At 60.4% G+C, this 21,399-nt stretch carries 24 protein-coding genes; 12 read left to right on the forward strand and 12 right to left on the reverse strand.

Going from position 1 to position 21,399, the window contains the following annotated elements:
* The first annotated feature begins 143 nt into the window (after positions 1-143).
* The 3 genes from QDT79_RS03760 to glpX all read left to right on the forward strand — a co-directional run bounded on the left by QDT79_RS03760 (position 144) and on the right by glpX (position 3,680).
* Positions 144-989: an MIP/aquaporin family protein gene (locus QDT79_RS03760; RefSeq protein WP_039569603.1), complete on the forward strand. Its 846-nt coding sequence runs from the start codon at positions 144-146 to the stop codon at positions 987-989.
* Positions 990-1,031: 42 nt separating this feature from the next.
* Complete coding sequence (gene glpK, locus QDT79_RS03765) at positions 1,032-2,540, forward strand: glycerol kinase GlpK (protein ID WP_063991327.1); 1,509 nt, start codon at positions 1,032-1,034, stop codon at positions 2,538-2,540.
* 129 nt (positions 2,541-2,669) lie between these two features.
* Positions 2,670-3,680 (forward strand): class II fructose-bisphosphatase, encoded by a 1,011-nt coding sequence (gene glpX, locus QDT79_RS03770; RefSeq protein WP_308316217.1) that lies wholly within the window; start codon positions 2,670-2,672, stop codon positions 3,678-3,680.
* 40 nt (positions 3,681-3,720) lie between these two features.
* Here glpX and tehA read toward each other — a convergent pair whose 3' ends face one another.
* On the reverse strand, positions 3,721-4,695 hold the full coding sequence (gene tehA / locus QDT79_RS03775; protein WP_063991325.1) for a dicarboxylate transporter/tellurite-resistance protein TehA: 975 nt from the start codon (positions 4,693-4,695) through the stop codon (positions 3,721-3,723).
* A gap of 135 nt (positions 4,696-4,830) precedes the next feature.
* The gene (gene emrD / locus QDT79_RS03780) at positions 4,831-6,015 is read right to left on the reverse strand and encodes a multidrug efflux MFS transporter EmrD (RefSeq protein WP_063991324.1); all 1,185 of its coding nucleotides are present in this window, start codon (positions 6,013-6,015) and stop codon (positions 4,831-4,833) included.
* Positions 6,016-6,312: 297 nt separating this feature from the next.
* Here emrD and QDT79_RS03785 point away from each other — a divergent pair, with 297 nt between their 5' ends.
* Both QDT79_RS03785 and fpr read left to right on the forward strand, forming a co-directional pair.
* On the forward strand, positions 6,313-6,924 hold the full coding sequence (locus tag QDT79_RS03785) for a helix-turn-helix transcriptional regulator (RefSeq protein ID WP_063991323.1): 612 nt from the start codon (positions 6,313-6,315) through the stop codon (positions 6,922-6,924).
* Positions 6,925-6,927: 3 nt separating this feature from the next.
* Positions 6,928-7,674 (forward strand): ferredoxin--NADP(+) reductase, encoded by a 747-nt coding sequence (fpr, locus tag QDT79_RS03790; RefSeq protein ID WP_063991322.1) that lies wholly within the window; start codon positions 6,928-6,930, stop codon positions 7,672-7,674.
* Between the two features lie 11 nt (positions 7,675-7,685).
* On the opposite strand, the gene QDT79_RS03795 is transcribed toward fpr, so the two are convergent.
* Positions 7,686-8,105 carry a DUF805 domain-containing protein gene (locus tag QDT79_RS03795; RefSeq protein WP_063991321.1) on the reverse strand — a complete coding sequence of 140 codons (420 nt, stop codon included), beginning with the start codon at positions 8,103-8,105 and terminating at the stop codon, positions 7,686-7,688.
* Between the two features lie 199 nt (positions 8,106-8,304).
* Here QDT79_RS03795 and QDT79_RS03800 point away from each other — a divergent pair, with 199 nt between their 5' ends.
* Positions 8,305-8,889: a DUF1454 family protein gene (locus tag QDT79_RS03800; protein WP_063991320.1), complete on the forward strand. Its 585-nt coding sequence runs from the start codon at positions 8,305-8,307 to the stop codon at positions 8,887-8,889.
* A gap of 127 nt (positions 8,890-9,016) precedes the next feature.
* Complete coding sequence (gene tpiA / locus QDT79_RS03805; RefSeq protein WP_063991319.1) at positions 9,017-9,784, forward strand: triose-phosphate isomerase; 768 nt, start codon at positions 9,017-9,019, stop codon at positions 9,782-9,784.
* 65 nt (positions 9,785-9,849) lie between these two features.
* Here tpiA and QDT79_RS03810 read toward each other — a convergent pair whose 3' ends face one another.
* From QDT79_RS03810 to cpxP, 4 genes are all read right to left on the reverse strand, one after another.
* Complete coding sequence (locus QDT79_RS03810; RefSeq protein WP_063991318.1) at positions 9,850-10,839, reverse strand: sulfate ABC transporter substrate-binding protein; 990 nt, start codon at positions 10,837-10,839, stop codon at positions 9,850-9,852.
* Positions 10,840-11,025: 186 nt separating this feature from the next.
* Positions 11,026-11,988, reverse strand: coding sequence for a 6-phosphofructokinase (gene pfkA, locus QDT79_RS03815; protein ID WP_004931116.1), 963 nt, complete (start codon positions 11,986-11,988; stop codon positions 11,026-11,028).
* A gap of 231 nt (positions 11,989-12,219) precedes the next feature.
* Positions 12,220-13,122, reverse strand: a complete 903-nt coding sequence (gene fieF / locus QDT79_RS03820; protein WP_130017755.1) for a CDF family cation-efflux transporter FieF — start codon at positions 13,120-13,122, stop codon at positions 12,220-12,222.
* Between the two features lie 132 nt (positions 13,123-13,254).
* Positions 13,255-13,734, reverse strand: a complete 480-nt coding sequence (cpxP, locus tag QDT79_RS03825; RefSeq protein WP_004931122.1) for a cell-envelope stress modulator CpxP — start codon at positions 13,732-13,734, stop codon at positions 13,255-13,257.
* A gap of 148 nt (positions 13,735-13,882) precedes the next feature.
* Between cpxP and cpxR the strand changes: the two genes are divergently transcribed.
* The 5 genes from cpxR to QDT79_RS03850 all read left to right on the forward strand — a co-directional run bounded on the left by cpxR (position 13,883) and on the right by QDT79_RS03850 (position 18,086).
* Positions 13,883-14,578, forward strand: coding sequence for an envelope stress response regulator transcription factor CpxR (cpxR, locus tag QDT79_RS03830; RefSeq protein ID WP_063991316.1), 696 nt, complete (start codon positions 13,883-13,885; stop codon positions 14,576-14,578).
* Positions 14,575-15,969: an envelope stress sensor histidine kinase CpxA gene (gene cpxA, locus QDT79_RS03835; RefSeq protein WP_048232185.1), complete on the forward strand. Its 1,395-nt coding sequence runs from the start codon at positions 14,575-14,577 to the stop codon at positions 15,967-15,969. Before cpxR ends, cpxA begins: the two co-directional genes overlap by 4 nt.
* 43 nt (positions 15,970-16,012) lie before the next feature.
* Entirely contained in the window at positions 16,013-16,486 is a 474-nt protein-coding gene (gene trmL, locus QDT79_RS03840; RefSeq protein ID WP_063991315.1) for a tRNA (uridine(34)/cytosine(34)/5-carboxymethylaminomethyluridine(34)-2'-O)-methyltransferase TrmL, read from the forward strand.
* A gap of 50 nt (positions 16,487-16,536) precedes the next feature.
* Positions 16,537-17,310 carry a CHAD domain-containing protein gene (locus tag QDT79_RS03845; RefSeq protein ID WP_308316218.1) on the forward strand — a complete coding sequence of 258 codons (774 nt, stop codon included), beginning with the start codon at positions 16,537-16,539 and terminating at the stop codon, positions 17,308-17,310.
* Positions 17,311-17,414: 104 nt separating this feature from the next.
* Positions 17,415-18,086: a DUF3313 domain-containing protein gene (locus QDT79_RS03850; protein WP_063991313.1), complete on the forward strand. Its 672-nt coding sequence runs from the start codon at positions 17,415-17,417 to the stop codon at positions 18,084-18,086.
* 61 nt (positions 18,087-18,147) lie between these two features.
* Here QDT79_RS03850 and cysE read toward each other — a convergent pair whose 3' ends face one another.
* The 5 genes from cysE to QDT79_RS03875 form a co-directional block, all read right to left on the reverse strand.
* A complete protein-coding gene (gene cysE, locus QDT79_RS03855) occupies positions 18,148-18,969 on the reverse strand; it encodes a serine O-acetyltransferase (protein ID WP_063991312.1) in 822 nt (273 codons plus the stop codon).
* A gap of 106 nt (positions 18,970-19,075) precedes the next feature.
* Positions 19,076-20,095, reverse strand: a complete 1,020-nt coding sequence (gene gpsA, locus QDT79_RS03860; protein ID WP_025304677.1) for an NAD(P)H-dependent glycerol-3-phosphate dehydrogenase — start codon at positions 20,093-20,095, stop codon at positions 19,076-19,078.
* Positions 20,095-20,565: a protein-export chaperone SecB gene (secB, locus tag QDT79_RS03865; RefSeq protein ID WP_025304678.1), complete on the reverse strand. Its 471-nt coding sequence runs from the start codon at positions 20,563-20,565 to the stop codon at positions 20,095-20,097. The genes gpsA and secB overlap by 1 nt, the downstream gene beginning before the upstream one ends.
* 57 nt (positions 20,566-20,622) lie before the next feature.
* The gene (gene grxC, locus QDT79_RS03870; RefSeq protein ID WP_004931142.1) at positions 20,623-20,871 is read right to left on the reverse strand and encodes a glutaredoxin 3; all 249 of its coding nucleotides are present in this window, start codon (positions 20,869-20,871) and stop codon (positions 20,623-20,625) included.
* A 28-nt stretch (positions 20,872-20,899) separates the two neighbouring features.
* A complete protein-coding gene (locus QDT79_RS03875) occupies positions 20,900-21,334 on the reverse strand; it encodes a rhodanese-like domain-containing protein (protein WP_063991310.1) in 435 nt (144 codons plus the stop codon).
* Positions 21,335-21,399: the final 65 nt, after the last annotated feature.

Consider the following 21,399-nt stretch of genomic DNA (forward strand, 5'->3'; position numbering starts at 1 on the left):
TCGTTTATGTTCGTTAACGATAAATTTACATCACGTCCTTATTCAATAATTGGACGAGATGAAAAAAACTGTGCCCATAGGCCGGATGTATACCCAACTGAGCCTATAAACCAACAACCGCCGTTTTGCAGGACAACAACATTATGAGCCAAACCACCAGTCCGACATTAAAAGGCCAGTGCATCGCCGAGTTCCTCGGCACGGCGCTGCTGATCTTCTTTGGCGTAGGCTGCGTTGCCGCGCTGAAACTGGCGGGCGCCAGCTTCGGCCAGTGGGAAATCAGCATCATTTGGGGCCTGGGCGTCGCCATGGCCATCTATCTGACCGCCGCCATTTCCGGCGCGCATCTCAACCCCGCGGTCACCCTCGCCCTGTGGCTGTTCGCCTGCTTCGACGGGCGCAAAGTGGTGCCTTACATCATTGCGCAGGTCGCCGGTGCCTTCTGCGCCGCCGCCCTGGTCTATGGGCTGTACTACAACCTGTTCTTCGACTTCGAAGCGGCTCACCACATGGTGCGCGGCAGCAACGAAAGCCTCGAACTGGCCAGCATCTTCTCGACTTACCCTAACGCGCACATCTCCGTCGGCCAGGCCTTCCTGGTAGAAATGGTGATCGCCGCCATTCTGATGTGCCTGATCCTGGCGCTGACCGACGACGGCAACGGCATTCCGCGCGGCCCGCTGGCGCCGCTGCTGATCGGTATTCTGATTGCCGTGATCGGCGCCTCCATGGGACCATTGACCGGCTTTGCGTTGAACCCGGCGCGCGACTTCGGGCCGAAACTGTTCGCCTACCTGGCCGGCTGGGGCAAAGTCGCCTTCACCGGCGCACGCGACATCCCGTACTTCCTGGTGCCGATCTTCGCCCCTATCGTCGGCTGTGGCCTGGGCGCTTTCGGTTACCGCGCGCTGATTGGCCGCCACCTGCCGTGCGACGTCTGCGTGACGGAAGAAGAGCCTGATGCCAAGACCCAGCAGCGCAAAGCGTGATGGGTGCAGTTTTAAACGGTTAACAACAGCAGGATAATTACCATGACTGTAGAAAAAAAATACATTGTCGCACTCGACCAAGGGACCACCAGTTCACGCGCCGTCGTGCTCGATCACGACGCCAACATCGTTGCGGTATCGCAGCGCGAATTCCCGCAGATCTATCCAAAGGCCGGCTGGGTTGAGCACGACCCGATGGAGATCTGGGCGTCGCAAAGCTCGACGCTGGTAGAAGTGCTGGCGAAAGCCGACATCAGTTCCGATCAGATCGCCGGCATCGGCATCACCAACCAGCGCGAAACCACCATCGTCTGGGAAAAAGAGACCGGCAAGCCGATTTACAACGCCATCGTCTGGCAGTGCCGCCGCACCGCCGACATCTGCGAGAAGCTCAAGCGCGACGGTCTGGAAGAGTACATCCGTCACAACACCGGCCTGGTGGTTGACCCGTACTTCTCCGGCACCAAGGTGAAGTGGATCCTGGACAACGTCGAAGGCGCCCGCGAGCGCGCCAAGCGCGGCGAACTGCTGTTCGGTACCGTCGATACCTGGCTGGTGTGGAAAATGACCCAGGGGCGCGTACACGTCACCGATTACACCAACGCCTCACGCACCATGATGTTCAACATCCACGAGCTGGACTGGGATGAGCGCATGCTGGAAGTGCTGGATATCCCGCGCGCCATGCTGCCGAAAGTCCGTCCTTCCTCCGAGGTATACGGCCAGACCAACATCGGCGGTAAGGGCGGCACGCGTATTCCTATCGCCGGTATCGCCGGAGACCAGCAGGCGGCGCTGTACGGCCAGCTGTGCGTTCAACCGGGCATGGCGAAGAATACCTACGGCACCGGCTGCTTCCTGCTGATGAACACCGGCAAAGAAGCGGTGCGCTCGAAAAACGGCCTGCTGACCACCATCGCCTGCGGCCCGCGCGGCGAAGTGAACTATGCGCTGGAAGGCGCGGTGTTCATCGGCGGTGCGTCTATCCAGTGGCTGCGCGACGAGCTGAAATTGATCAGCGACGCCGCCGACTCCGAATACTTCGCCACCAAGGTGAAAGACAGCAACGGCGTCTATGTGGTGCCGGCCTTCACCGGCCTGGGCGCCCCTTACTGGGATCCGTATGCTCGCGGCGCCATCTTCGGCCTGACCCGTGGCGCCAACAGCAACCACATCATCCGCGCCACGCTGGAATCCATCGCCTTCCAGACCCGTGACGTGCTGGACGCCATGCAGGCCGACGCCGACACCCGCCTGCAATCGCTGCGCGTGGACGGCGGCGCGGTCGCCAACAACTTCCTGATGCAGTTCCAGTCCGATATCCTCGGCACCCGCGTGGAACGCCCTGAAGTGCGTGAATCGACGGCGCTGGGCGCCGCGTTCCTGGCGGGCCTGGCCATCGGCTACTGGAACGATCTGGATGAAGTGAAGAGCAAAGCGGTGATTGAGCGTGAATTCCGCCCAAGCATCGAAACCACCGAACGTAACTACCGCTACAGCGGCTGGAAAAAAGCGGTGGCTCGCGCTCAGGCGTGGGAAGATCACGACTAAACCCAGCCTTGTCGTTCCCCCCAAATTGCGCTGCCTGCGGGCGGCGCTTTTTTTTGCCCCGCCCCGCCACCGCTGCGCTGTGATAGACTTTGCCGATATTTTCTTCCCTTTCTCACAGACAGGTTTGCCATGAAACGTGAATTAGCCATCGAATTCTCCCGCGTTACCGAAGCCGCCGCGCTGGCGGGCTACAAATGGCTGGGACGCGGCGACAAGAACGCCGCCGACGGCGCGGCGGTCCACGCCATGCGCATCATGCTCAACAAAGTGGATATCGATGGCCGCATCGTGATCGGCGAAGGCGAGATCGACGAAGCGCCGATGCTGTATATCGGCGAACAGGTCGGCACCGGCCAGGGCGACGCGATCGACATCGCGGTCGATCCGATCGAAGGCACCCGCATGACCGCCATGGGCCAGTCCAATGCGCTGGCGGTATTGGCGGTGGGCGATCGCGGCACCTTCCTGCACGCGCCGGACATGTACATGGAGAAGCTGGTGGTCGGCCCGGCGGCGCGCGGCGCCATCGATCTCGACCTGCCGCTGGCGGAGAACCTGCAGAACGTCGCCGCACGGCTGAGCAAACCGCTGTCTCAGCTGACGGTGATCGTCTTGGCCAAACCGCGCCACGACGGCGTCATCGCGCAGATGCAGCAGCTGGGCGTGCGGGTGTTCGCCATTCCTGACGGCGACGTGGCGGCCTCCATTCTCACCTGCATGCCGGAAAGCGAGGTCGATGTGATGTATGGCATCGGCGGCGCGCCGGAAGGGGTGATCTCCGCGGCGGTGATCCGCGCGCTGGACGGCGACATGCAGGCGCGTTTGCTGCCGCGCCATAAGGTGAAAGGCGACAGCGCCGAGAACCGCCGCATCGGCGAACAGGAGCTAGCGCGCTGCCGGGAAATGGGTATCGAGGCCGGTCAGGTGCTGCGCATGGACCAGATGGCGCGCAACGACAACGTGATCTTCTCCGCCACCGGCATCACCAAGGGCGATCTGCTGGAGGGCATCAGCCGCCAGGGCAACATGGCCACGACCGAAACCCTGCTGATCCGCGGCAAGTCGCGCACCATCCGCCGCATCCGCTCAACCCACTATCTGGATCGCAAGGACCCGGCGCTGCACGAATTTTTGCTGTAAGCCGGCAAGAGACCGCCCCCAGCCGCCGCTGAGGGCGGGTTCATCCCGCCACCGGCGTTTTGGCGGGCAGCAGTTTTCCACGCAACAGCAGCCACAGCGTCTTCACCATCAGGCCGATGAGCAGCAGGTTGGCCAACGCGAACAGCCCCCAGGCAAGCACTTGCATATCTGCTCCGCGCTGGCTCTGCAGCAACCGCAGCGACGCGTTCGCCATCGCCGATAAGCCGAACGAGAAAGCCCACATGCCCGGGCTGAAGCCACCGGCAAAAAACCAACGCACCAACCTGAACATAAAAAACAGCTGCAGCAGGCCGTAGCCCAACAGGATTAAGGCGAACGTATCGAAGTCGTTGCCATTGACGCATAACCACGCATAGCAGGCGACAAAGGCCGGAGCCAGCTGAATACCGATAACGCCGCGGGCAGCGGCCGGCAGCGCGGTCTTGGTGCGCAGGCGGTGGATGATGGCGGGTTCGAGGGTCAGCCATGAAATCAAACCGGCGCCAAGAAACATCATGCCGATATCATGATGGCCGGCGGTGCCAAACGCCATCGCACAGATAAAGTTAGCGGCCACCGTCGGCAGGTAGAATCCCGGCGTCGTGGCCTCCGACGCGAACTCGCCGCGCCACAACGGCGCGCAGCGCCAGGCCGAGAAAATGAGCTGGCCGATGGAGCCCGTGACCATCAGCCCATTCGCCAACGGCAGGCTGTAGGGGTGCAGGCCGATGGACACCAGCACGCCGCCCGCCGGGAGCAAGCTGATAAAACTGAACTGAGTGTTGCTGCGAAACTCGTCACGCACCGCGCGTGGATCTGTCAGGCCGCGACAGAGATAGACCAGCGCCAGCACCAGCCAGATGGCACTGCCGAGAAAGATGAGCGACTCGCCCAGCCAGCCGGGCCCATAGCCGAGCGTGGCGGCGTATCGCCAGGCGCTGCCGAGGCCGAAAACCCCCAGAACCATCCCAAAGAAGCCGACGGGAACACGTTGAATGAACTGCAGTGATGACATAGCGAATAACCCGGAAAAACACTGTCGGTAAAGTGTATACCGATCGCCGCAGCGCAGTAATAATCTGGGTCAAAACCGGCGGCATGACCTTAGTCGTCTTGCAAGACTAAGGCCTGCACCGGTTCGGGAAGGGTGTTATGCGGTATGCCCCTGATGTTGCATCCGGTTGGACAGCGGCCACCAGCACAGCAGGATCAGCAGCGCCATCGCGAACATCAGCAATCCGAGGCTGAACTGCCCGGTTTGCGGCAGCATGGCAGAAAGCCAGGTCGCGAGCCCCGATCCCATATTCTGCATGCCGCCCACCAGCGCGCCCGCCGCGCCGGCCAGGTAAGGGAACGGCTCCATCGCCCCGGTGGTCGCCAGTGGGAACAGCATGCCGGCGCCGAAGAAGAACAGCGCAGCCGGCACGATCAGCGTCCAGATGTTCATCACGCCGAACCAGCCCGGGATCCACATCATCGCCCCCGCCAGCAGGCAGCTAATCACCGAATGCCACATCAGCGTGTGGAAGGTCTTGCCGTCGCGCCCGGCGTACCAAGCGCCGAAAAACGCCGCCGGGATCGGCAGAATGAACAGGATGCTGACGGTCAGGCCACTGAGCCCCAACACGCCGCCCATCAACACGCCACAGCTGGCCTCGAATACCGCAATGCCCGCCAGCGCGCCGATCAGCATCACCAGATAGCAGCTGAAGGTGCTGTCGCCCAGCAGCTGGCGGAAACTGGCCAGCATACGGCGTTTTTCCGTTTGCCCCGGGCGGGTTTCCGGCAGCCAGCGGAACATGGCGAAGGCGACGCAGGCGCACAGCGCCAGCAGGAAGGCGTAGCTGGCACGCCAGCCGAACACTATCGCCAATGCGCCGCCGATCACCGGCGCCAGCAGCGGGCTGACCAAAATCCCCATGTTCAACAAACTGTTGGCATAGCGCAGCGCGGTGCCGGCATACAGATCGCGCGGCATAGTGCGCGCCATCACGCCCGCCACGCCGGTGCCCATCCCCTGGATGGCGCTGGCGGCGACCAGCATCGTCAGGTTGGTGGACAGCAGCGCGCCCAGCGCGCCGACCAGGAAGATCATCATGCCGGTCAGGATCACCGGGCGACGCCCGATACGATCCGATATCGGCCCGTAAATCAGCTGGGAGAAACCGTAGGTCAGCAGATATGCCGCCATCACCCGTTGCACGGCGCCGGTGCGAACCGACAGATCGTGGGCGATATCAGCAATAACGGGAACATAAATGGTTTGCGCCATCTGGCCGACGGCGACTAACAGGATAAGCATCACCAGCAGGTGAAAATTTTCTAGTTTTCTCATTATCTTCGTTAACGTTTCAACTCGTCACAGCGTCCCGGTATGGCCGTTGCAGCAGCCAGAACGGCGAGCAGCCCTCTATGGCGGCATAAACTAATCAAATCTGATTTTTTTAGCGAGTTTCAGGCAGATATTGATCCAGGTCACACTGGCAGCAAACCCGACCAGGCTCGTAAATTAAACTGTACGTCTAACGCTTTAGAGTTAAAAATAGCGCCCTTGCAGTAGCCGCGCTTTAGCATTTAATCGATAATTATTTTCATCAACTTGAAATAAAATAACACCATAGGGATTTGGTTCATGAAAACACCTGAGCTGATTTTATTGCAGTTAAAGGCTCTCGGCCCGCACTCGGCCAAAATGCTGGCGGAGCGTCTGGACATCACGCCGATGGGCATCCGACAACATCTGCAATCCCTGGAAAAACGTGAGTTGGTTTGTTACGAAGAAGCGCGTAGCAAGGTCGGCCGCCCGACGCGTTACTGGTCACTGACCGAGCGAGGGCATGCCTTTGCCGCCGCCGATCAGGAGCGGCTGCGGGCATCCGCGCTGGAGCTGTTTGGCGGCGCCGGGGTGGAGCCGTTGCTCAGCGCGCGCGAAGAGCAGCTTTATCTGCGTTATGCCGAAGAGCTGTCCGCCGAGCGCAGCCATCAGGACCGGTTAGCCCGCCTGGTGCGCCTGCGGCAACACGACGGTTACATGGCCGAATTGCTCGACCACCCGCACGGCGCGCTGCTGGTGGAAAACCACTGCCCGATCGGCGTGGCCGGCTCCAACTGCAGCAGCCTGTGCAATTCCGAGCTGCAGCTGTTTCACCGCCTGTTCGGCAACGACTACCGGGTAGAGCGCACCGCGCACGCCATTTCCGGCTCACGACATTGTGCTTATTTGATTCGACCACGGGAGCTTTAGAGTATGGCTGAATGGGTAAACGGCAAGGTTACGCAGGTAAAACAATGGACCGACGGGCTGTTCAGCCTGGTGGTCAATGCCCCCATCGATCCTTTCACCGCCGGGCAATTCGCCAAGCTGGCGCTGGAGATCGACGGCGAACGGGTGCAGCGCGCCTACTCCTACGTCAATGCCCCCGACGACGCTAATCTGGAGTTCTATCTGGTCACCGTGCCGGAAGGCAAACTGAGCCCGCGCCTCAGTCAGCTGCAGCCGGGATCGGACGTGATGGTAACCAAAGAAGCGGCCGGCTTCTTCGTGCTGGACGAGGTGCCCGACTGCGACACGCTGTGGATGCTGGCGACCGGCACCGCCATCGGCCCCTATTTATCGATTCTGCAGCAGGGCATCGGCCTGGAGCGCTTTAACAACCTGGTGCTGGTGCACGCCGCGCGCTTTGCGCGTGACCTCAGCTACCTGCCGCTGATGCAGCAACTGCGGCAGCGCTACAACGGCAAGCTGCGCATCCAGACCGTCGTCAGTCGCGAAGAAACACCCGGTTCACTGACCGGCCGCGTACCGGCGCTGATCGAGGACGGCCGGCTGGAAGCGGCGATCGGCTTGACCATCGACGCCGAAACCAGCCACGTGATGCTGTGCGGCAACCCGCAAATGGTGCGGGACACGCAGCAAACGCTGAAAGATCACCGCGAGATGCGCAAGCATCTGCGCCGCAAGCCGGGCCACATCACCAGCGAACACTACTGGTAACCCGAAGGGGATCAGCGGAACTTCACCGGTTCGGCTTCCGGGCCGAACCGATTGTCTCCCGGCGTGCCGACGAAGGCGCCCAGATCGATCATCATCATCACGATAATCAGCGTCGGGATGAAACGCCCGACGCCCCATTGCCAGATCGGCGCCAGCATCTGCCAGTTCCCCGCCGCCAGCATCCATGCCAGGATCAGCAGCAGCGCCCACCAGCCGGCCTTGTTGCGATCGTGCAGGCGTTTGACCAGCACCGCCGCCGTCGGCCACAGCAGCGCCACGATAAAGAAGGCGATGGATTGGATGGCGATCAGCTGATAATTGGCCAGCGTAAACGCCACCGCCATCAGCACCAACCACAGCCCCATCCAAATCCAGAAGTCGCGCCGCCCGATGCGGCCCTTAAAAGAAAAACACCACTGTTGTAACGTCATCGATTCCTGCGCTCTAAGCCTGCCCATATTCTGCGCCGCAGTGTAACATAGGCGCTGCCAGGCCGAGTTTTCCGCCTCGTATAACGCGGTGCGCCGCACAGCTTTCTCGTCAGCGAACCGATAATGGCGTGGGATCTTTGACAAGCCCCGCGGGTTATCGCTTTAATCGGAGCCATCTTTGTCCTTGATGCCATACGCCATGCTGAGAAAAACCCTCGTCATCGCCTGCCTGTTGCAGGCCGCCGCCAACGCCTGGGCCGATCCGCCGCCCGCCGATGCAACGCCCGCCGCACCTTACCTGCTGGCCGGGGCGCCGACGTTCGATCTGACGGTGGTCAAATTCCGCGAAAAATACAATCGCGACAACCCGAAGCTGCCGATTGGCGAATTCCGCGCCATTCCCGCCGCCGAAGACGATTCGCCACTGCTGACGCGCGCCGCCAGCAAACTCAACGAAAACCTGTACGCCTCCACCGCGCTGGAGAAAGGCACAGGTAAAATCAAAACGTTGCAGATCACTCACCTGCCGCTGCAGCAGGCCAATGAAGAAAAAGCCGCGCGCGCCATCGCCATCAGCTATATGGCGGCGCTGATGCGCCAGTTCGAACCGGCATTGACGGTGGAACAGAGCCAGAACAAGGTGAACAGCCTGCTGGAAAAAGGCAAAGGATCGCGTTTTTACCAACAGCAGGTCGGCGCCATTCGCTATGTCGTCTCGGACAACGGCGATAAAGGCGTAACCTTCGCGGTTGAACCGATTAAGCTGGCGCTTTCCGAGCCGTAACGGCGCGGCATTTAATGACGAAAAGCAAAGCCTTCGCGCTTAATGATCTCTATACTGTTGGGCAGGTAAACTGCCGGTCCGGCAGTTGTCATTTCGACTCTCGCGTTCCCTAGTTGGAGGAAAAAACATGCGTCATCCATTAGTTATGGGTAACTGGAAGCTTAACGGCAGCACCCACATGGTCAACGAACTGATCGCCGGCCTGCGCAATGAGCTGAGCAGCGTTGACGGCTGTGGCGTCGCCATCGCCCCGCCGGTGATGTACCTGGATCAGGCCAAGCACGCGCTGGCCGGCAGCCGCATCGCGCTGGGCGCACAGAACGTGGACGTTAACCTGTCCGGCGCCTTCACCGGTGAAGTTTCCGCCAACATGCTGAAAGACGTCGGCGCCCAGTACATCATCATCGGCCACTCCGAGCGTCGCACCTACCACAAAGAAAGCGACGAAGTCATCGCCGAGAAATTCGCCGTGCTGAAAGAAGCCGGCCTGATCCCGGTGCTGTGCATCGGTGAAACCGAAGCGGAAAACGAAGCGGGCAAAACCGAAGAAGTGTGCGCACGCCAGATCGACGCCGTGCTGAAAACGCTGGGCGCGCCGGCGATGAAAGGCACCGTGATCGCCTATGAGCCGGTCTGGGCCATCGGCACCGGCAAGTCCGCTACCCCTGCGCAGGCGCAGGCCGTACACAAATTTATCCGTGACCACATCGCCAAGCACGATGCCGCGGTTGCCGCTGAAATCATCATCCAGTACGGCGGTTCGGTGAACGACAAGAACGCCGCAGAGCTGTTCGGTCAGCCAGACATCGACGGTGCGCTGGTTGGCGGCGCCTCGCTGAAAGCCGACGCTTTCGCCGTGATCGTCAAAGCCGCTGCCGCAGCGAAAAAAGCCTGATTGCCTTAGGCTTGCCATAAAAAAACCCCGGCTTGCCGGGGTTTTTTATTGCCGCTCAACCGGCATCAGCGTTTGCTTATCTCGTCGAACACGCCGCCGGTGGCGAAGTGCACCTTCTGCGCTTCGGTCCAGCCGCCGAAGGTATCATCCACGGTGAACAGCTTCAACTGCGGGAACTGCCCGGCAAACTTGGCCGCCACCGCCGCATCGCGCGGACGGTAATAGTGCTGTGCCGCGATGGTCTGCCCTTCCGGCGAATACAGATACTTCAGGTAGGCGGTCGCCACGTCGCGGGTACCGCGTTTATCGACCACCTTATCCACCACCGACACCGTCGGTTCGGCCAGGATCGATTCACTCGGGGTGATAATCTCGAATTTGTCTTTGCCTAGCTCTTTCTCCGCCAGCAGCGCTTCGTTTTCCCAGGCGATCAGCACGTCGCCGATGCCGCGCTCAACGAAGGTGTTGGTCGAGCCACGCGCGCCGGAATCCAGCACTTCGACGTTCTTGTACAGGTTTTTGACGAAGTCCTGCGCCTTGGTCTTATCGTTGTTGTTGTGGTGCAACGCGTAGCCCCAGGCGGCCAGGTAGTTCCAGCGGGCGCCGCCGGAGGTTTTCGGGTTCGGGGTGATCACCGACACGCCCGGCTTGAGCAAATCGGGCCAGTCGTGAATTTGTTTCGGGTTGCCTTTACGCACCAGGAAGACGATGGTCGAGGTGTAAGGCGCCGAGTTGTCCGGCAGGCGTTTGATCCAGTCTTTCTCGATACGCCCGCGTTCGGCAATGGCGTCGACGTCATAGGCCAACGCCAGCGTCACCACATCGGCCTCGATGCCGTTGATCACCGAGGTCGCCTGTTTGCCGGAACCGCCGTGCGACTGGCGCACCGTCACCTTGTCGCCGGTTTCCGCCTGATAGTGCTTGCTGAATGCCGTGTTGTAAGCCTGATAGAACTCACGCGTCGGATCGTATGACACGTTCAGCAACTGAATATCCTTCGCCATGGCGCCGGACGCCAACAGCACCAATGTCAGACCTACACCCCATTTACGCATCGACAGGCTCTCCCAGAAAATTAAGCGCAACCTTAATCGGTTGATTTAGCATCAGAGCCTGCCAGAAACTTTCCCGGCAATTAAAGAATAAAAAATTTTGGGATAGATGATTCCGGAATATATCGCCAACGGGCATAAAAAAACCCCCGCGAGCGGAGGCTTTTTTGTCGTACGATGAGCGGCGTATCAGTACAGCTTTTTCGCCGTTTCCAGCCAGTCGCCCTTGAACGGACGCTTCATGTTTTCGATCGCGTCGATGATGTCGTGGTGCACCATTTTTTCGTTCTGGATACCGACACAGCGGCCGCCGTAGCCCTGCAGCAGCAGCTCGATGGCGTAGGCGCCCATGCGCGAGGCCAGGATGCGGTCGTAGGCAACCGGTGAACCGCCGCGTTGAATATGGCCCAGCACGGTGGCGCGGGTTTCACGCTTGGTTTCCTGCTCGATGTGGCGCGCCAGCTCATCGATGTCGCAGATGTGCTCGGTGATCGCCACGATGGCGTGTTTTTTACCCTTGGCGATACCGGCCTTGATTTCGCACACCAGATCTTCGCGGTTGAATTCGATTTCAGGCAGCACGATGAATTCGCAACCGCCGGCAATCGCCGCCGCCAGCGTCAGATCGCCGCAGTAACGGCCCATCACTTCCACGATGGAGATACGCTGGTGCGAAGAGGAGGTATCGCGCAGGCGGTCGATCGCTTCCACCACGGTTTCCAACGCGGTGAAGTAACCGATGGTGTAGTCAGTGCCGGCAACGTCGTTATCGATGGTGCCCGGCAGACCGATGCACGGGAAGCCTTCTTCCGTCAGGCGTTTGGCGCCCATGTAGGAACCGTCGCCGCCGATCACCACCAGCGCGTCGATGCCGCGATTCTTCAGGTTTTCAATCGCCTTGGCGCGTACGTTCTCATCCCTGAATTCCGGGAAGCGGGCCGAGCCAAGGAAGGTGCCGCCGCGGTTGATCATGTCGGACACGCTATAGCGATCCAGCTGCTCCATGCGATCTTCGTACAAGCCAAGGTAGCCATCGTAAATACCAAAAACTTCCAGACCTTCTGAAAGCGCAGAACGCACAACGCCGCGGATTGCAGCGTTCATACCCGGCGAATCACCGCCGCTCGTCAGTACACCGATTTTCTTGATCATGACTACCTCTGAACTGTGTAGATGCAATTTCTTAAGAATTCTGTCTCCGCCGATCGTCTTGAAACCTCTCCGGCTGCAGAAAACCAGCTTTACGGCTTATTGCTGGATATTATATCAAAAACACCCAGCTGAATTGATTCAAGTCACGCAATATAACGGTAAAAACACCGCATGGCACGCTGAGCTAACTCAGATATTCATGATAATACTTCGATCTATGCCTCTATCTGATTATAGCTCCCAATGTCCCTGCCTACCCGGCGGCACCACGGAGCACGGGTCCAGGTGAATAATGACGTCCGCCCCCGCAAAACGGCGCCGCAGCGCCTGTTCCACCTGATCGGCCAACCGGTGCGCCTCGCGCAGCGGCAGCGAGTCTTCCATCTCCAGATGCAGCTGGATGAAACGCGTCGGCCCCGACTGCCGCGTGCGCAGATCGTGCGCGCCTTTCACCCCGGGCCAGGAGGAAACCACCTCGATAATCGCCTGGCGTTCGTCATCCGGCAACGCCCGATCCAGCAGCGACTGCACCGCTTCGTAGCCCATGCGCAGCGCGCTATACAGGATGTAAACGCCGATGCCCAGCGCGAACAGCGCGTCCGCCCGCCGGAAGCCGTACCAGCTTAGCCCAAGAGCGATAAGAATAGCACCATTCATCATGACATCTGACTGATAATGCAGCATATCTGCGCGCACCGCCTGGCTGCGCGTTTTTCTGACCACCCAACGTTGATAGGTGACCAGAATCAGGGTACTGATCAACGCGATCACCGTCACGACGACCCCAACGCCGGGATCGCGCAGCGTTTGCGGCGCATACAAATGCTGGAAGCCGGTGAGGAACAGAAACAGGGCGGAGCCGGAAATAAACATGCTTTGCGCCAGCGCCGCCAGCGACTCCGCTTTGCCGTGGCCAAAGGTGTGCTCGGCATCGGCCGGCTGCAGCGAATAGCGCACCACCAGAAGGTTGGTCAGGGAGGCGGCGATATCGACCAGCGAATCCACCAGCGCCGCCAGCAGGCTGACCGAACCGGTGTGGTACCAGGCGACGATTTTGATTAACAGCAGCGACGACGCCAGCGCGGTAGCGGCCAACGCAGCGGACTTTACCAGGCGTGCATAGCGCTGTTCCATTAAGGGATCCCGGTCAAAAGGTATGGCGCTCAATATAGCGAAATGTCGGATAAAAAAAACCCCGCCATCATGGCGGGGAAGACAGGGATGGTGTCTATGGCAAGGAAAAACAGGGGACTACTCAGTCGTACTTCACTTCTGGGCAGAAGCTTGCTGCAAACCAGAAATTTGTTGCTCCATCTGCTGCATACGCTGCTGATGTTTCTGGTCTAAAACACTTTTTTGCTCTGGCGTCAGCAGGTTATACATTTGGTTGCGCACCCGGGCCATTTCGACCTGGCGCTTGACCTGCTGCTGGGCCATCTTTTCCGCCTGGGCATACACGGCGGCTTCGTCAAATTTCTCTGCGGTCACCAGTTTATGCATGGCTTCCATTTCAGCTACATTGACACCAGGCAGATCGTGCCGGGCCTGGCGCATCAAATCGCGCATTTGCTGGCGCTGCTGTTCGCTGAGGCTGACACCGTCGAACATATGGTGCTGGCCGGGTATTCGGGTCATCGCGTCGTTGCCGGGAGGTTGGGCTGTGTCCGGTATAGTGTCGGCAGCGAAGGCAGCGGTCGAACCAATTGCCAGCAGTGATGCCATAACTAATGCGGTCACCTTACGCATTTCAACTCCTCAAGCTTTCTCACTTTGCGAATCAACGAGGAGCAGTGTACCGCTACACCTGAAAACCTGCGTCAGTGCATGTAAAACTACGTAAAGTCATGGAATGGCAACAGTTGATGACGTATTTTGCGTCTGGAGGTAAATCATAATGAACAAGATTCTGTTAGTTGACGACGACCGCGAGTTGACCTCGCTGTTAAAAGAACTGCTTGAAATGGAAGGTTTTAATATCGTCGTCGCGCACGATGGCGAGCAGGCGTTGTCGCTGCTGGACAGCTCCATCGATCTGCTGCTGCTCGACATCATGATGCCGAAGAAAAACGGCATCGATACGCTGAAAGAACTGCGCCAACATCACCAGACGCCGGTCATCATGCTGACCGCCCGCGGCAGCGAACTGGACCGCGTGCTGGGCCTGGAGCTGGGCGCCGATGATTATCTGCCGAAACCCTTCAACGATCGCGAGCTGGTCGCGCGCATTCGCGCCATTCTGCGCCGTTCCAACTGGAGCGAACAGCAGCAGGTCGACAGCGGCGCCCCGACGCTGGATGTCGATGGCCTGCAGCTGAACCCCGGCCGCCAGGAGGCCAGCTTCGACGGCCAGGTGCTGGATCTGACCGGCACCGAATTCACCCTGCTTTACCTGCTGGCGCAGCATCTCGGCCAGGTGGTGTCGCGCGAACTGCTGAGCCAGGAAGTGCTGGGCAAACGCCTGACCCCGTTCGATCGCGCCATCGACATGCATATCTCCAACCTGCGGCGTAAGCTGCCGGACCGCAAAGACGGGCATCCGTGGTTCAAAACCCTGCGCGGGCGGGGTTATTTGATGGTATCTGCAACATGATCAACAGTTTGACGGCACGCATCTTCGCCATTTTCTGGTTCACGTTAGCCCTGGTGCTAATGCTGGTGCTGATGGTGCCCAAGCTCGACTCCCGTCAAATGACCTCTCTGCTCGACAGCGAGCAGCGGCAGGGGTTGATGCTGGAACAGCACGTCGAGGCCGAGTTGCAAAACGATCCGGCCAACGATCTGATGTGGTGGCGCCGCCTGTTCCGCGCCATCGACAAATGGGCGCCGCCGGGCCAACGCCTGCTGCTGGTCACCAGCGAAGGCCGGGTGATCGGCGCGCAGCGCAACGAAATGCAGATCGTCCGCAACTTCATCGGCCAATCCGATAATTCGGATCATCCCAAGAAGAAAAAGTACGGCCGCGTTGAGCTGGTCGGGCCGTTCGCCGTGCGCGACGGCGAAGACAACTATCAGCTGTACCTGATCCGTCCCGCCAACAGCCCGCAATCCGATTTCATCAACCTGATGTTCGACCGGCCGCTGCTGCTGCTGATCGTCACCATGCTGATCAGCGCCCCGCTGCTGCTGTGGCTGGCCTGGAGCCTGGCGAAACCGGCACGCAAACTGAAAAACGCCGCCGATGACGTGGCGCGCGGCAACCTGAAGCAGCATCCGGAACTGGAGGCCGGCCCGCAGGAGTTTCTGGCCACCGGCGCCAGCTTCAACCAGATGGTCAGCGCGCTGGAGCGCATGATGAACGCGCAGCAACGGCTGATCTCGGACATCTCGCACGAGCTGCGCACGCCGCTGACGCGTCTGCAGCTGGCCACCGCGCTGATGCGCCGCCGCCACGGCGAAGGGCACGAGCTGGCGCGCATCGAAACAGAAGCGCAGCGGCTGGATTCGATGATCAACGATCTGCTGGCGCTGTCGCGCGGACAGCAAAAAGGCGAACTGGCGCGCGAGCAGCTGAAGGCCAACGACCTGTGGGCCGACGTGCTGGACAACGCCCGTTTCGAAGCGGAACAGATGGGCAAGCAGTTGGAAATCACCGCGCCGCCAGGCCCGTGGACGCTGTTCGGCAACGCGAGTGCGCTGGACAGCGCGTTGGAAAACATCGTGCGCAACGCCCTGCGTTATTCGCACACCCGCATTGCCGTGGCGTTCAGCGCCGACAATCAGGGCGTGACCATCCAGGTTGACGACGACGGCCCCGGCGTCAGCGCCGAAGATCGCGAACAGATCTTCCGTCCGTTCTACCGCACCGATGAAGCGCGCGACCGCGAATCCGGTGGCACCGGCCTCGGCCTGGCGATCGTCGAAGCGGCGGTCAATCAACATCGCGGCTGGGTGAAGGCCGAAGACAGCCCGCTTGGCGGCCTGCGACTGGTGCTGTGGCTGCCGCTGCATCATCAACGTTTGTCGACTAAGACAGAACAGTAAGAGTTTGCTATCCTGCGCCCCTCGTTCACGAGGGGCCTGCAACATGCTGAACATCGTTTTATTTGAACCCGAAATTCCACCCAACACCGGCAATATCATCCGCCTGTGTGCCAATACCGGCTTTAACCTGCACCTGATCGAACCGCTGGGATTCCCGTGGGACGACAAGCGCCTGCGCCGCGCCGGGCTGGACTACCATGAGTTCACCCGCGTCAGCCGTCATGCCGATTACGCCGCCTTTCTCACCGCCGAAAACCCGCAGCGGCTGTTTGCTCTCACCACCAAGGGCACGCCGGCGCACAGTGCCGTCAGCTACCAGGCCGGCGACTACCTGCTGTTCGGCCCGGAAACGCGTGGATTGCCTGCCGACATCCTCGATGCGCTGCCCGCGCAGCAAAAAATCCGCATCCCGATGCAGGCGCAAAGCCGCAGCATGAACCTGTCGAATGCCGTATCGGTGGTGGTGTATGAAGCCTGGCGGCAGCTGGACTATGCCGGCGCGCTGATCAAGGCGTAATCCGCGACGACGCGCCATACTGGAAAGGTTAACCTCTCCAGGCACGGCACATGGCTTTCGTTGCAGATATTGTTACCCAGCTTCGCCGGCTCGAACCGGCGCTGAACGAGGCGCTGTTGCGGCTGCAACAGGCGCAAGACACCGAAGCATTGCACGACTTACGCGTCTGTCTGCGCCGCATTCGCAGCCTGCTGCGTCCGTTGCGCGGCTGCCCCGGCGCAACCCGGCTCGATCGGGCCGCCGCCGAGTTAGGGCGGCTCACGACGCCGCTGCGCGATCTCGAGGTGCTGATCGCCGAACTGACACGCCATCGCCTCGATTGGCAGGCCAACGTGCGCCGGAGCGATCTTCAGGCTCGCTGCCGTCAACTGCTCACCCATCCGCAGCTCATCGACTTTCCCTCGCTGTTGCACGCCTGGCCGCGCCGCTTCCGCCGCACCGCGCGACGCACCGCCAAACACCGCCTAAATCGACGCCTGCAGCGCCAGCAGCGGCAATTGCGCCGGGCACTGGCCGATACCGGCTACGACCGCCACCGCCTGCGGCTGCTGATAAAACGCCTGCGTTACGCGGCCGAAGCCTATCCGCAACGCCTCCCCCTCTCTCCCACCGCGATGGCGAGCCTCAAGGCGGCGCAGAACGCCCTCGGCGATTGGCACGATCGGGAGGTCTGGTGCCTGCAGGCAGAACATCAGGCGGATCTCTGGCCCTTGTTGGCCCAATGGCAAACTGAGCAACGCCTGGCGCTGGCCAGCGCGAACGCCTTACTCGCCGCCTTATCGTCGGCGCTGGCGGCGAAAACCAGCGGCGCATCACGATCCTGAAAAAAGGCCACGGCAGGGCACGCCCGGCCCCGAAAATGCCCGATGAGGCGCAGATAATGCGCTATGTTTTGTAAGGGTAATCACCACTCATCATAGGAAACCATATGAAGAAACAACGCTTGAGCGTTGCCATGGCGGTTCTGGCAGCGGGCCTGTTGCTGGCAGGCTGTTCGTCCAAAGTCACCCAAACGTCGCAGTATTCGGGCTTCTTGTCCGATTACAGCAAGCTGCAGGAAACCACCTCGCCAAGCGGCCATAAAACGCTGCGATGGGTAGACCCAAGCTACAAGGAATCCAACTATCGCGGCATCTATTTCCAACCGGTGGTCTATTTCCCGGCGGAGAAGCCCACGGCGCGCGTCAGCCAGGACACGTTGAACAAGATTAAGGCCTACGCGACCCAGCGGATCAAAACCGCGCTGCAGAATCGCTTTACCATTCTGCCAAGCCCGACGGGCTCACGCGTGCTGGTGGCCAAGCTCGCCATCACCGCCGTTTCCGCCGAAAATGAAGACATGAAGTTCTATGAGGTGGTGCCGGTCGCCGCGGTGGTCGCCAGCACCATGGCAGCGACCGGGCACCGGACGCAAAATACCGCGCTGTATATCGAAGGTGAGCTGATCGACCAGGATACCGGTAAAACGGTGATGGAAGTGGTACGCAAGGCCTACGGTAAAACCGTCAACAACGACAGCACGCCGGTCACGGCGGATGACGTCAAGGCGGCGATCGACGACATCGTTACCGATATCACCAACTTCCCGAAACAGGGCTGACCGCCACCTGAAAAACGCAGGGGGAGCCGAAGCTCCCCCTGAATGGCTGCGCAGGCGGCGCTCAAATACCGTCGCCGTACTCGAAGCCGTGATTGCTACCGTTGAAGTATTGGTCCATATCCATCGACGGCGTATCGCTCTCCGGCCGCCCGACGATGCGCGCCGGCACGCCGGCGGCGGTGGTGTGCGGCGGTATCGCCTGCAAGACCACCGAGCCCGCGCCGATCTTCGCACCCTTGCCCACTTCGATATTGCCGAGAATTTTGGCGCCGGCGCCAATCATCACCCCTTCGCGGATTTTCGGGTGACGGTCGCCGCTGGTTTTACCGGTACCGCCCAGGGTAACCGACTGCAGGATAGAGACGTTGTTCTCCACCACCGCCGTTTCACCGATCACGATGCCGGTGGCGTGGTCGAGCATGATGCCGCAGCCGATGGTCGCCGCCGGGTGGATGTCCACGCCGAAGGCGACGGAAATTTGATTTTGCAGGTAGATAGCCAGCGCTTGCCGCCCTTGCTGCCACAGCCAGTGACCGATGCGGTAAGCCTGCAGCGCATGGAACCCTTTCAGGTAAAGCAGCGGCGTTGAGTATTTATCGACCGCCGGATCGCGCAACCGCACCGCGAGAATATCGCGTGCCGCCGAAACGATCATCTGGTTGTCGGACTTGTAGGCCTCTTCCACCACCTCGCGCACCGCGATGGCGGGCATGATCGGCGTCGCCAGCTTGTTGGCCAGCATATAGCTGAGCGCGCTGCCCAGGTTCTCGTGCTTGAGCAACGTCGCATGGAAAAAGCTGGCCAGCATCGGTTCACAATCAGCCAGTGCTCGCGCTTCTGATTTAATGCTGTTCCAGACCTGTTCCAACTCTTCTGACGACATCACATACCCCTTTACCTTGCCAAACGGGCCGCTTCGCACAGTAGCGCGAAGCGGCCCAGGTCATTTGCGGGGTCAGCATTCTGCTGCCCCGGCATATCGTTTTATGTCACGCGCTGGGTTTTTCGTCCTTTCGGGCTCGCCCCAGCAGGCTCAGCGCCGCTTCGCGGGCGTCCTTGTGGCAGTAAAGCACCTGATAAATCTGTTCGGTGATCGGCATTTCCACGCCGTGCCGCTGCGCCAGCGCCAACACCTCTTTGGTATTGCGATAGCCCTCGACCACCTGGCCGATGCTGTCCTGCGCTTCCTGCACGCCTTTGCCTTGCCCCAGCATAATGCCGAAGCGGCGGTTGCGCGATTGGTTGTCCGTGCAGGTTAGCACCAGATCCCCCAGCCCCGCCATGCCCATGAACGTCGAAGGATCGGCGCCCAGCGCAGAACCCAGACGGCTCATTTCCGCCAGCCCGCGTGTAATCAACGCGGTGCGGGCGTTGGCGCCGAAACCGATGCCGTCGGACATGCCGGCGCCAATGGCGATCACGTTCTTCACCGCGCCGCCAAGCTGCACGCCGATGAAGTCGGGATTGCTGTAGACGCGGAAGCTCTTGCCGCAGTGCAACAGCTGTTGCAAATCGTCGGCGAACTGCGCATCGGTCGCCGCCAGCGCGATCGCCGTCGGCAAGCCGGCGGCCAGCTCTTTGGCGAACGTCGGCCCGGAGAGCACCGCCAGCGGGATCGTCTCGCCCAACGCCTCACGCGCCACGTCCTGCAGCAACCGGCCGGTTTCCGCTTCCAGTCCCTTGGTAGCCCACACGATGCGGGCGTCCGGGCGCAGATGCGGCTTCAGCTGGCGCAGCACGTCGCCGAACACGTGGCTCGGCACCACCACCAGCACGTCGCGGCTGGCCGCCAGCGCACGCGCCAAATCGGCTTCAAGCAGCAGGGTATCGGGGAAGGGAACGTCGGGCAGAAACGCCTGATTGCAGCGATCTTGCTGCAACGTTTGAATTTGCGCGGGGTTGTGCCCCCACAGCACCACGGCGTGGCCGTTACGCGCCAGCGTAATGGCCAATGCGGTGCCGTACGAGCCGGCACCGATGACAGTCATTGAAGCATTGACGGTGTTCATCAGGCATCCTGATGTGGTGCGGCACCTTCGCCTTCCGCCTGCTGCTGCAGATAGTTCATGAACAGCGCGTCAAAGTTGACCGGTGCCAGGTTCAGCTGCGGGAATGTACCGCGGGAAACCAGGCTGGTGATGCACTCGCGCGCATACGGGAACAGGATGTTCGGGCAGTATGCACCCAGGCAATGCGCCAGCTGCGTGCCTTCGATGCCTGCTACCGAGAAGATGCCCGCCTGTTGCACTTCGCACAGGAACGCAGTTTCTTCGCCCAGGCTCGCCGTCACGGTTACGCGCAGTACCACTTCATACACTTCGTCAGCCAGCTGGCTGGACGCGGTATCCAGATCAAGTTTAACTTCCGGCTGCCATTCCTGCTGGAAAACCTGCGGCGCGTTCGGCGCTTCGAAGGAGATGTCCTTGGTATAAATACGTTGGATCTGGAAAGCCATTTCGGTGCTGTTTTGTTCTGACATGTGAGTAATACCCTTGGTTAAACGTCCTTATTGACACTCGGTGAACCGGCAGGCTGCTTAAAGCAGCGGATCCAGGCCGCCGCGAGCATCGAGTTCATATAAATCATCGCAGCCGCCGATATGCCGGCCGTCGATGAAAATCTGCGGCACCGTGGTACGCCCGCTGCGCTCGATCATCACTTCGCGTTTGGCGTTATCGCCGTCGATGGCGATCTCGTTAAACGCCGCGCCCTTGCTGTTCAACAGCGCCTTGGCGCGATGGCAGAACGGACAGGTCGCTTTGGTGTAGATATCAATGTTAGCCATGGATTGCCACCTCAAATAGGTTAAACGGTTACTTACCGCGCACCAGCGGCAGGTTTTCTCCGCTCCAGCCGGAAATGCCGTCTTTCAGCATCGTCACCTTTTCAAAACCGGCCTTGCTCAGGTTCTCCGCCGGCTCGCGGGAGGCGGTGCCGTTGGCGCACACAACGATGATCGGCTGCGCTTTGTGTTTTTCCAGCTCGCCGAGGCTGCCGCTTTTGATTTCGCTGGCGGTCAGGTTGATGGCGCTGGCCAGGTGACCACGGCGGAAATCGTCGCGGCTGCGGGTGTCGACCACCACGGCTTCTTCTTTGTTGATCAGGCGAATAGCTTCACCGCGTGCGATCTCTTTGACCTTGGAGAAACGGCTTTTGAAGGTCATGACGATCACGGCGACCAGCAGAGCGATCCAAGCCAGGCTCAGAATAGGGTGTCTGCTTACGAATGGCATAATTTCTTGCAGCATGGGGTGTAACAACTCCCGTCAGTTAAGGGATAAATAAGTCAAGGTTCCAGAGTATACCTGCCGAG

Source organism: Serratia marcescens, assembly GCF_029846115.1.
GTDB classification, from domain to species: domain Bacteria; phylum Pseudomonadota; class Gammaproteobacteria; order Enterobacterales; family Enterobacteriaceae; genus Serratia; species Serratia marcescens_L.